The sequence below is a fragment of the Flavobacterium aerium genome (assembly GCF_030766725.1).
Taxonomy (GTDB): domain Bacteria; phylum Bacteroidota; class Bacteroidia; order Flavobacteriales; family Flavobacteriaceae; genus Flavobacterium; species Flavobacterium aerium.
On record NZ_JARQWR010000013.1, the window covers coordinates 134,708 to 145,662 of the forward strand.

Genomic DNA, 10,955 nt, shown 5'->3' on the forward strand with positions numbered 1-10,955 from the left:
CGACGGTACCTTAGCTCAGTTGGTAGAGCAATGGACTGAAAATCCATGTGTCCCTGGTTCGATTCCTGGAGGTACCACAAAAGACCCTTGATTTCTAACGATCTCAAGGGTTTTTTATTTTTACTCATTTCGTAAGGATTAATAAGACTACAAAAGTCGTTTAATTCAGGAAAAAAGAAGCCCAATCATAAGGATATGATTGGGCTTCTTTTTTATATACTATCACCATCATTTTAAGACTCACAACTACTGCAACTCACTAAATTAGTAATGAATTCTTTTGACACACTTTGACTGCGTTGGTAATACAATGTTTTAACACCTAATTTCCACGCTTCAATCAGTAGCGAGTTCACATCTTTAATTGGTAAATTAGAAGGTATATTCAAGTTCAAACTTTGTGCTTGATCCACAAATTTCTGTCTGATTCCTGCTTGTTGAATAATCTCTAGTTGACTGATCTCTTTGAATGTTTTGAATACATCTTTTTCATTTTGTGATAATTGTGTCATGTGCTGTACACTACCTCCATTGAGCATAATCTCTCTCCACACTTCTTCATTATCTAATCCTTTTTCCTCTAATAACTTTTTAAGGTATTTATTCTTACGCATAAAATTCCCTTTTGAAAGCCCTGCCTTATAGTAATTACTGCTAAAAGGCTCAATTCCGGGAGAGGTTTGTCCTAAAATAGCAGAAGACGATGTTGTCGGCGCAATGGCTAGTGTTGTTGTATTGCGTCTGCCATATCCTTTCAATAATTCTGGTTCTCCATAAATGCGTGCTAATTCTTGCGTCGCTTTATCTGCTTTTTCCTGAATGTATTTGAAGATTTCAGTTGTTTTCATTTTAGCTTCCATTCCCTCAAATGGAATCATATTCTTTTGTAAATAGGAATGCCAGCCTAATACTCCTAATCCTAAAGCTCTGTGTCTTTTAGCAAAACGATTGGCCGCAGTCAAATAATAATTTCCTTCTGTTTTCTCAATGAATTCCTGCAATACTGCATCCAAGAAAAAGATAGCTAGTTTCACTGCTTCTGTATCTTTCCATTCATCATATAGCTCCAAATTCATTGAAGATAAACAACAGATAAAAGATTCATCTTTTGAAGAAGGCAACATAATTTCACTGCATAAATTACTAGCATTAATACGCAGATTTTTATCCTTATAAACCTGAGGTTTATTCTTGTTTACATTGTCTGAGAAAAAGATATATGGCAATCCTTTTTGTTGTCTGCTTTCTAATACTTTGGCCCATACTGTACGTTTTTCTGTATCACCATCTATCATTTCCTGCATCCAATAATCGGGTACACAGATTCCTGTAAAAAGATTTTGTATTGGATTTCCAATGCTTTTGATTTTCAAAAATTCTTCAATATCGGGATGATCTACATCCAAATAAGCAGCAAAGGCACCACGACGAACACCGCCTTGCGAGATGGTATCCATGGCGGTATCAAAAAGTTTCATGAAGCTTACTGCTCCACTACTCTTCCCATTATCGGTAACAGCACTTCCTCTTTCACGCAATTCTCCGAAATAACCCGATGTTCCACCACCAATCTTCGTTTGCATGATCACTTCACCTAGTTTATGGGTTATTCCTTCTATATGATCAGGTACATGTACATTAAAACAAGAAATTGGTAATCCTCTCTCTGTTCCCATATTGGCCCATACCGGTGAACTGATACTCATCCATCCTCGTTCTATCATTTCTTGAAAAGATTCTTTCAACTCTGGTCGGTATAATCTACTGGCAGCAGCAGTACAAATTCGATCAATTGCTCCTTCTACCGTTTCTCCTTTTAATAAGTATCCTCTGTTTAGAATTTGCTCGCTTTCTGTATTTTTCCACCATAATTTATTGATGGCTTCTTCTTTATTCATTTGAGAAATATCTTGTATATCCATAGCTTTTATATAATACTTTTCTAAAATTAAAATAAATCGTTTGCGGTAATGCTCTTATCGTGTTTTGTATAATCTACAGGACGTTTTGCAAAGAAATCATCCAAGCTGTTTGCAAAAACTTCTTCTTCAAACCAGGCCATTTTATTATATTCTTCTGCACTCACATTAAATACGGTATCAATTCCAATTTGCGTTAGACTTTCGTCGATACGGAATTTCATAAAGTTCACTAAATCTTGTTTCTTGATGATTTCAATTTCTCCATCTTCAAAAATCCAATCTAAAATATCCGATTCTACTTTGATTGAATCCTTGACACTTGTACGAATCATTTCTATGGTTTCTGCATCAAAATAATCAGGGAATTCTTCTCGTATTTTGTTTACGATATAAATACCTGCATTGGCATGTACTTGTTCATCTACTGAAGTCCAAGCAATAATATTGCTTACATTTTTCATATATCCTTTGAAACGGGTGAAGGATAATATGATAGCAAACTGACTGAAAAGTGAAACGTTCTCTATCAATATACTGAACAGAATCAATGAGACTAAGTATTTTTGATTGTCTTGGGAACGGGTATCTTTTAAAACATTTGATAGGTATTCAACCCGCTGCATAATGACTGGAGTATCCAGAAGTTTTTCAAATTCATTGTTGTATCCTAGTACTTCCAATAAACGAGAATAGGCTTCAGAATGTCTGAATTCACATTCGGCAAATGTACTTCCGAGTCCATTGAATTCTGGTTTTGGAAAGTGCTCGTAAATATTCCCCCAGAAGCTTTTTACTGATACTTCAATTTGAGCAATTGCTAATAAACTATGCTTGATTGCTGTTTTCTCTGCTTCAGTAAGATGAGAGTGAAAATCCTGTGTATCTGCTGTAAAATCTACTTCACTGTGTACCCAAAATGATTTGTTGATAGCCTCTGTATACTTCAGAATTTCAGGATATTCAAAGGGTTTATAATTGATTCTTTTATCGAAAATAGACATATATAATAGGATTAAATATTGAACTTCTAAGGGTCCAAAAACCGTTCATTTTTTTATTCAAAAAAGAACTATTTCTGTGTTACTCAAAAATACAACATTCCCATTTTTTGCCTCATGGACTTTCTCAAAAAAGCAAGAGTTTTATCAACAGGATTTATTCCAAATCATTTTTATATTTATCAACAACTCTTTTTCTCTTGACGAGCTTACATAAACTATGAGAAATCGAAAAATAAACCAAAAGTTATAAACAGGTAAAATCAAGGCTATTTTCGCGTCCAAAAAATAGTTATCAACCGATAAAATTATTTCCGAAAATGGTTTTCTTTTTTTTCAAGTTCAATTGCCCTTTTTTTGACTTTGTTTTTTCAAATTTTAACTCCACTATTTTTATTCAGTCTTATTTAATCTAAAATACCTTAAATAAGAAAGGATTTACTTCTGGAATATTAACTGATTATAGAAGTGTTTTTAATACTACGAATGACAAAAGCACTCTTAATATTGGAGATGATTTCTAACTTGGATATTTTATGTACTGCAAAGTTTTGATAATCTTCCATGTCTTCTAATAATAGTTTTAATAAAAAGTCATAGGTTCCTGCAATATAGGAGGCTTCCAAAACTTCTTCTAAGCCTAAAACATATTCTTCAAATTCCTCAAATAACGATTCTTGGTGTCTTACTAAAGTTACTTGACAATACACCAATAATTTTTTACCCAATGCTTTGGGGTCTATTACTGCTGCATAATTCTGAATTACACCTGTAGATTCGAGTTTCTTTATTCGCTCATGAACGGGTGTTATCGATAAGTTTACTTTCTCTGCTAGCTGTTTTATCGATTGTTTTGCATCTTTTTGAAGTTCTAACAGTAGTTTTCTATCTATTGCATCAAGTGTAGTCATAGGATAATTTTCTAATTTAAGAATAAACGTGATTACAAAACTATAAATAAATACTAGTAAAAAGTTAATTAAAAGTAAAATTTACTGATTTTATTCAAAATAACCAAAATATATTATTTTTAAATAAATTTGCTCAAGAAAAATGGGCAACAAAATATATCCTTTTTTCAAATTAGTAAAATCAATTTTAAAGTCAACATTGTTATGATTCTTTTACATTCTATTAACGGTACTCAAAATGCTTCTGTGTTATCTAAAAAACTTTTTGGATTTACAAATGGTATGATGCTGTGTATGGGGTGCTGTCTTTATATGGGAATCTGTTGTATCTCTACTACTTCTACAAATATTATCCTATCCACTCAAGGTTGGTGTATGGATATTAGTTAACACAATAAGCTAACATCTTTATCATATAAAGGAGGCTTGTGGGAGCCTCCTTTTTTTTGTACCGTTTTTTATAGCAGCTAAAAAACGAGGTACGATTGTATGCTACTAAAATTAATTAAAAACTTAAAAAATGAAAATTAAATTACCCAAAATTCTATTTGGATTTTTACTTTTCGTTGTGCAAATAGCAGCTGCACAGCAAAAAGAAATTTCTGGAGTTGTAACGGATGCCTCCAAGCTTACATTGCCTGGCGCATCAGTACTATTAAAAAGTACAAACCAAGGTGTACAAACTGATTTAGATGGAAAATTTGCTATAAAAGCCGACGCTAATGATGTATTAATTTTTTCCTATGTAGGTTTCAAAAGCCAAGAAATTAAAGTCGGCAATCAAACGAGTATATCAGTTCAACTTGCTGAAGAGGCTTTAGGCTTAGAAGAAATTGTAATCGTAGCGTATGGTACACAAAAACAAAGAGCTGTAGTTGGTGCTATAGGAAAGATTGGTACTGGAGTTTTTGAAAAACAACAAGCAACATCCGTTCTTTCTGCACTTCAAGGATCTGTTCCGGGAGTAACAATCATTAACTCTAGCGGACAACCTGGAGAAAGTCCAACAATTCGTATTCGTGGAATTGGTTCCATTAATGCATCGGCATCTCCCTTAATAATTGTGGATGGTGTTCCTTATAATGGCGATATTAACTCGATAAGTTCCGATCAAATTGAATCCATGAATGTTTTGAAAGATGCTTCTTCTACAGCACTTTACGGTTCACGTGGAGCGAACGGAGTAATTGTAATCAAAACTAAATCGGGGAAGAGAAATTCTCCTGCTCAAGTAAATTTCAGGGTTTCATCGGGTATTGCCAGCAATGCTGTAAAAACTCATGATGTATTGGGAACAAATGATTTTGTAAAGTATCTGTGGGAAGGTCGTAAAAATACATTTCAATATGTTCAAGGGCAAACGCCTCAAAATGCAGCCAATACTGCAACTTCAGGTTTAGTAAGTGCATTAGGCTATAATCCATATGGAACAGCAAATTTCATCAACAACAATGGTCAAATCAATCCAGATGCAAAACTAATTTGGGAAACAGACTGGAAAGAGGAATTGTTTAGACAACAATCTTTTAGAAATGAATATAATTTTAATGTGAGCGGTGGTAGTGAAAATACCTCTTACTTTTTATCGGGAAATTACCTAAATCAAGAAGGTTTAGTGAAGACCTCTAAATTTGAACGTTCTACCCTTCGTTTAAATCTTGATACAAAAGTAAACGACTGGTTAGACATTGGTGGTAGTGCTGCCTATGCCTCCTCCAATCAAAATTTCCCTGTACAATCCGGAACTTCTTTTACTAGTGCCATGAACTGGCTGTATTCTACTCCAAGTGTTTATTCTGTTTACAGAAGAAATCCAACGGGAGGAATAATCACACAGAACAATGGTTCTCCAATTTATGATTATGGTAATACACCTCAATCTGTAAATGGGGTTCGTCCATTCATGAGTGGTGATAATGCTGTAGGATCATTATACAATGACAAAAATGGAACTGGTAGAAGCAATATTAATTTGAATGGGTATGCCAAATTTCAATTGACCGACAACTTATCTTTTAAATCAAATCTGGCATTTGAAGATTATTCTTCTGATATCGATCGTTACACAAATTCTGTTTATGGACAGGCATCTAGTGTAAAAGGAAGAGTAAGTCGTGAAAAAGCAGTTACCCGTACCTTGAATTTCATCAATGCTTTACGCTATGATATTACTCTAGGTGAACACAAAATTGGAGCAGATGTTATCTATGAGGCCTATCAGTCTAAAAAGGATTTATTCTCCGCATCATCTACAGGTTTTTTACCTGGGGTGACCGTTATTGGAGGAGGAACAACGCCAGAATCTGTAAAAGGTTATAAGATTGAAGATCGTTTGAATAGTATTTTAGGGAGAGTTAGTTATGGCTATGCAAACCGATATTTCTTAGAAGCCTCGTATAGAAAAGATGGTTCATCCCGTTTTGCAGATAAAGTACGTTGGGGTGATTTTTATTCTGTAGGTTCTTCATGGATAATTTCAGATGAAAATTTTCTGAAAGACAATGAGTATGTAAATCTTTTGAAACTAAGAGCGTCTTATGGTGAATTAGGAAACAATCAAACGGATTCGTTTTTCCCTTACATTCAAGGTTTTGAAACAGGACATAGTCAATTGACTAATCCTGGTGTAGAATTGGGCGATCGCGTAGACAAAAATCTAACTTGGGAAAAAACAGCTTCTTTTAATATTGGATTGGATTTTAGTTTTTTCAATAATCGTCTGGAAGGTTCTGTAGATTATTACAACAAGAAATCGATCGACCTTTTGTACAATGTACCAATTGCTTCTTCAACGGGTAATACTAGTATCTTAACAAATGCTGGAGCAGTACGTAACTATGGTCTTGAGGTGAGCTTAACTTCACACAATATCAAACAGGATAAATTTACATGGGATACTCAATTGAATTTTTCATTGGATCGCAATAAAATCTCAGCACTTACCCAAGAATCTTTCATCAATGGATTAAATCGATGGGAAGTAGGCCGTTCGTTGTACGATTTCTACATTCGAGAATATGCGGGTGTAGATCCAAATGATGGTTATGCTCAATGGTATAAAGATGTAGTTGATGCAAATGGAAATATTACTGGAAGAGTGACTACAAAAAATTATGATGATGCAACTCGTTATTACAACCAATCATCTCTGCCAAAAATTTCAGGAGGATTTACGAATACATTCCGATACAAACAATTTGATGTGAATGTATTATTCAATTTTAGTTTGGGTTCTTATGTATATGATTCTGATTATGCTGCTTTAATGAATGGTATTTCAACGGGAAGACAGGGTTCTCCAGATTTAGAACAAAGATGGACTAAACCAGGTGATATTACCGATGTTCCTTTGTTACTGAATTCAACCAATAACTTTGCTTCTACCTCATCTCGCTTTTTATTCAAAAATGATTATTTGAGATTGAAAGCATTAACGGTAGGTTATAGTTTGCCGATAGAGAACATTCGTAAATTAAAAATCAGTCAGGCGAGAATATATCTACAGGCTGATAATGTACTTACGTTCCAATCTCATAAAGGGATTGACCCAGAACAAAGTTTAAATGGTGTGACCAATTTTAGATCGCCACTTCAACGAACAATCACTTTAGGATTTAACCTTAATTTTTAAGTTCCGAAAACATGAAAAAAATATTTATAATTATAGCTGTTTTAACGCTTAGTTTACAGCAAATTGGTTGTTCTACAGATTATCTGGATGAACCTAAACCAACGCAGAACATTGAACCTGAAGTTATTTTCAGTAATCGTGAAGGGGTGAATGCATTTATGGCTGGTATTTTACGATTGAGCAGAGGGCAGTTTTACAATAATGAAGGGGCTGGATTACAATCTATTTATTTCGCCAGAAGCGTAAGAGGAAATGCTTTAATACAGAAACAAATTTGGTTTGGCGATGATTATGATTTCCAAAACAGAGAGGCTACTTATACGCGCCCTATTTTTACATGGAGATTCACTTATAAAATTATCGATCAGTTGAATAATTTAATAAAAGGAGTGGAAAATAGCCCACAATTGAGTGAAACGGATAAAAGAGAAACTCGTTCTCAAGCCTTGGCTTTGCGTGGATTCTATTATTTCCAATTGGCTTTAGAGTTTGGGGATGCTTATCAGTCTTCAAAAAATTTGGAGTTCCCTCCTATTTATACTGAGTCGACTTCAAAAGGAAGACCGATGTCGACCAAAACAGAATTTTTCAATCAGATTTTGTCCGATTTAGAAACAGCTGCTCAGGAATTACCAGCCAGTCGTACTGATAAATCTTATGTTAATAATCACGTAGCTCAAGCTTTCTTAGCACAGGTATATCAATACGTTGGTGATTGGGACAAAGCAAAAACAGCTGCAATCAATGCCTATGGTGGTAATCCTTCTGTTGTTTTAAAGGCAGCCGATTACAATCAAGGATTTAATGATATTAATAAGACAGAATGGTTATGGGGTTTGCCGCAATCGAATGATCAAACAGCTTATTATATGTCACATCCACATGCAATGATGGATCACGTTGCAGTAGCATATCATGGTACTTTTGTGAATAATGATTTTGTAAATTTATTTTCATCTACAGATGTCCGAAATTTATTCTCAAACTTATATAATGCTCCTGTAGGCAACTGGCAACAGTATGTGACTTCAAAATTCAAATTTACATTTGATGCTGATATTCCATTAATTCGTTATCCTGAAATGATTTTAATTGAAGCGGAAGCGGAATTTCATTTGGGCAATCAAACTAAAGCGCGAGAATTACTGGATGCTATCCGCCTAAATCGTGATACGGAAGCTCAACCTTCAACGGCTTCTGGAAATGCACTTATAGAGCAAATCCTTACGGAACGAAGAAAAGAGTTTTACGGAGAAAATGGAGTAGAATGGTATGATGCCAAACGTTTACTTCGCGGTATTACCCGAACAGGGAATCACCGAACGTTAATTAATTTAAATACAGATGACAAACGTTTTGAGTTGAAAATCCCGCAGGAAGAAATTGATGCAAACACCAATATTCCTGCAAACATCAACGCTAACCGATAATAGTATTACTCATTACCCAACCACTAGAACACCACGAAAAACCCCTTGAGATCTTCATTGATTTCAAGGGGTTTTCTATATAAAATAAGACATGTATATACTTGAATGTACCAAATCAAACTGTTCTATAAAAGAAAAGCCTTTCTTAATCGAAAGGCTTTTTTTATTCAAGTACTTTTTAATTACTTTTTTGTTAAAATAATATCTGTTGGAATTGAAAAAGTCCTATCTTTTTTTTGCTTTGGTTCACCTGGTAAAACAACTGTTATTCCTCCTGGAATATTATTTAATGTCATTCTAGCTTGATTATTGCCTAATAATTCTAATTCGATATATATTGTCTTCACTTTAAGTACATCGGAAGTTGTAAACTTAATAATATCCGACTCGATAACACTACCACCTTTCATGTAACCATCCAATGAAGCATTTGATATTATTTCCCCATTTCCTTTATCATAAGAATATTCCAATTGAGGTTGGTCAAAAAAGACATCCATTTTAGGTATAAATGTCTTTTTTATTGCTATTTTGATTGTAAAGCTTTCATTTCCATTTTTGTATTCCCATAAGCCTTCAAAAGGTTTGCTTTTTTCAATCTGTTCTGAGAATCTGTAATAGTCCCCTTTCTTTAATTCAGGAACTTTACCTTTTTTAAGGATTATGGCTTTTTCTTGTCCATGTATTACACAACTAGATAAAAACACTATTATTAGAAAACCTATATACTTTTTCATTGATTTATATAAAAGATAAAGTCATTATTGTTACTCTGTTGCTTTACTAGAATTTTGTTTCGTCAAAATAATACCTGTTGGGATTGAAAAGGTTAAATCTCTCTTAGTCTTATTTGAAGAAGTATTATCTTCAAAATTCGCTAATTCTATTTTAATTTTATTGTTATCTAATAAATCCAATGTAATATAGATGTTTCTTTTTTTAATCATATCATAGGAACTAAAACGCATTTTTCTTAAATCTGTTTCTAAAATATTCCCTGTTTTATTATTGTTTTCTATTGTAGAGTTAGTGATTATATTATTATCTCCTTTATTATAGAAATAATTCAATTGGTAAGCATCAATATAAAAGCCCATTTTTGGAAAAAAAGTCTTTTTTAATTCAATTTTGATAGCCAAATTTTCGTTTCCATTTTTGTATTCCCAAACTCCTTCAAAAGGTTTTCCTTTTTCTATCTCATCTGGAGCTCTATAGTAATTACCTTTTTTAAATTCAAGTAATTCCCCCTTTTTAAAAATTATAACTTTTTCTTGTCCATGTATTGCACAACTAGATAAAAACACTATTATTAGAAAACCTATATACTTTTTCATAATTTTCTTTTTATTAATTACAATTATTAACATTTATACTCATTCCTGATGTAGGTTTGCTGATATTGCTCCATTGGCTAAAATCGGCATTTGCTTTCATTAATTTAAGCCCAGAACCTTCTAACACTGTTAGTAAAGCAAATTCACGTGCTTGAATTTCAGGAAATAAATTAATTGCCATATCATACATACCCTTATAAAGATTTTCCATTTGTTCCATAACAGTATTATTACTAAAACTTGCACTTCCAAAGTTACTAAAGGTTGTTGCATTTTCAATCATCATGACATACGAGGTGCCATGACTGGACACGATTCCTGCGGTAAACGTCGATGTATTCTGGATATTACCGCCTTGATACAATTGATAAATGGCTTTCATATCGGCTATTGAAAATGTGGAAAAACCAGTTTTAGAATCTCCAACTACATGAGTATGCATATATCCACTAATAGGACTTGTTGGTGAAAGTCCTATTTCATGCTCATTTGGCAAGCCTTCAATAGCTTCGTAACTAGTAGAAGTTCCATTTGTAGTCATTAAAAATCCTGTTTCATAATTTACGTTTAGGCTTGCTTTTAGTTCATTTAATTTCCCTTTAAATTCTGCATCATTTGCCTTCTTCTTCATCTCTTTACAAGGAGTAGTTGCTGCTTCCTCAGGATTATTTCCTGCTCCGCCACTGCTTCCGCCATAATTCCACCATCCAGAATTAGAAGGATTTGAAT

The 10,955-nt window shown here is 33.6% G+C and carries 9 protein-coding genes and 1 tRNA gene; 4 read left to right on the forward strand and 6 right to left on the reverse strand.

What is annotated here, in order from left to right:
* Positions 1 to 4 precede the first annotated feature (4 nt).
* Positions 5 to 77, forward strand: a tRNA-Phe gene (locus P6733_RS16630).
* A gap of 156 nt (positions 78 to 233) precedes the next feature.
* Here the strand turns inward: P6733_RS16630 and P6733_RS16635 are convergent.
* From P6733_RS16635 to P6733_RS16645, 3 genes are all read right to left on the reverse strand, one after another.
* Complete coding sequence (locus P6733_RS16635) at positions 234 to 1,922, reverse strand: ribonucleoside-diphosphate reductase subunit alpha (RefSeq protein WP_372339311.1); 1,689 nt, start codon at positions 1,920 to 1,922, stop codon at positions 234 to 236.
* A gap of 26 nt (positions 1,923 to 1,948) precedes the next feature.
* The gene (locus tag P6733_RS16640) at positions 1,949 to 2,923 is read right to left on the reverse strand and encodes a ribonucleotide-diphosphate reductase subunit beta (protein ID WP_306354080.1); all 975 of its coding nucleotides are present in this window, start codon (positions 2,921 to 2,923) and stop codon (positions 1,949 to 1,951) included.
* A 449-nt stretch (positions 2,924 to 3,372) separates the two neighbouring features.
* A complete protein-coding gene (locus P6733_RS16645; protein ID WP_306354081.1) occupies positions 3,373 to 3,831 on the reverse strand; it encodes an Lrp/AsnC family transcriptional regulator in 459 nt (152 codons plus the stop codon).
* Positions 3,832 to 4,035: 204 nt separating this feature from the next.
* Here P6733_RS16645 and P6733_RS16650 point away from each other — a divergent pair, with 204 nt between their 5' ends.
* From P6733_RS16650 to P6733_RS16660, 3 genes are all read left to right on the forward strand, one after another.
* Entirely contained in the window at positions 4,036 to 4,221 is a 186-nt protein-coding gene (locus tag P6733_RS16650) for a hypothetical protein (protein WP_306354082.1), read from the forward strand.
* A gap of 130 nt (positions 4,222 to 4,351) precedes the next feature.
* Positions 4,352 to 7,462, forward strand: coding sequence for a SusC/RagA family TonB-linked outer membrane protein (locus P6733_RS16655; RefSeq protein ID WP_306354083.1), 3,111 nt, complete (start codon positions 4,352 to 4,354; stop codon positions 7,460 to 7,462).
* Positions 7,463 to 7,473: 11 nt separating this feature from the next.
* Entirely contained in the window at positions 7,474 to 8,892 is a 1,419-nt protein-coding gene (locus tag P6733_RS16660; RefSeq protein ID WP_306354084.1) for a RagB/SusD family nutrient uptake outer membrane protein, read from the forward strand.
* Positions 8,893 to 9,074: 182 nt separating this feature from the next.
* Here P6733_RS16660 and P6733_RS16665 read toward each other — a convergent pair whose 3' ends face one another.
* From P6733_RS16665 to P6733_RS16675, 3 genes are all read right to left on the reverse strand, one after another.
* A complete protein-coding gene (locus tag P6733_RS16665; protein WP_306354085.1) occupies positions 9,075 to 9,629 on the reverse strand; it encodes a DUF6705 family protein in 555 nt (184 codons plus the stop codon).
* 30 nt (positions 9,630 to 9,659) lie between these two features.
* Positions 9,660 to 10,226, reverse strand: a complete 567-nt coding sequence (locus P6733_RS16670) for a DUF6705 family protein (protein WP_306354086.1) — start codon at positions 10,224 to 10,226, stop codon at positions 9,660 to 9,662.
* 13 nt (positions 10,227 to 10,239) lie between these two features.
* Positions 10,240 to 10,955: hypothetical protein (locus P6733_RS16675; protein ID WP_306354087.1), on the reverse strand; the 716-nt coding region annotated here is incomplete at its 5' end.

Coding starts and splice junctions, on each gene's coding strand:
- P6733_RS16635 (WP_372339311.1), bottom strand. CDS start 1,922: ATGGATATACAAGATATTTCTCAAATGAATAAAGAAGAAGCCATCAAT.
- P6733_RS16640 (WP_306354080.1), bottom strand. CDS start 2,923: ATGTCTATTTTCGATAAAAGAATCAATTATAAACCCTTTGAATATCCT.
- P6733_RS16645 (WP_306354081.1), bottom strand. CDS start 3,831: ATGACTACACTTGATGCAATAGATAGAAAACTACTGTTAGAACTTCAA.
- P6733_RS16650 (WP_306354082.1), top strand. CDS start 4,036: ATGATTCTTTTACATTCTATTAACGGTACTCAAAATGCTTCTGTGTTA.
- P6733_RS16655 (WP_306354083.1), top strand. CDS start 4,352: ATGAAAATTAAATTACCCAAAATTCTATTTGGATTTTTACTTTTCGTT.
- P6733_RS16660 (WP_306354084.1), top strand. CDS start 7,474: ATGAAAAAAATATTTATAATTATAGCTGTTTTAACGCTTAGTTTACAG.
- P6733_RS16665 (WP_306354085.1), bottom strand. CDS start 9,629: ATGAAAAAGTATATAGGTTTTCTAATAATAGTGTTTTTATCTAGTTGT.
- P6733_RS16670 (WP_306354086.1), bottom strand. CDS start 10,226: ATGAAAAAGTATATAGGTTTTCTAATAATAGTGTTTTTATCTAGTTGT.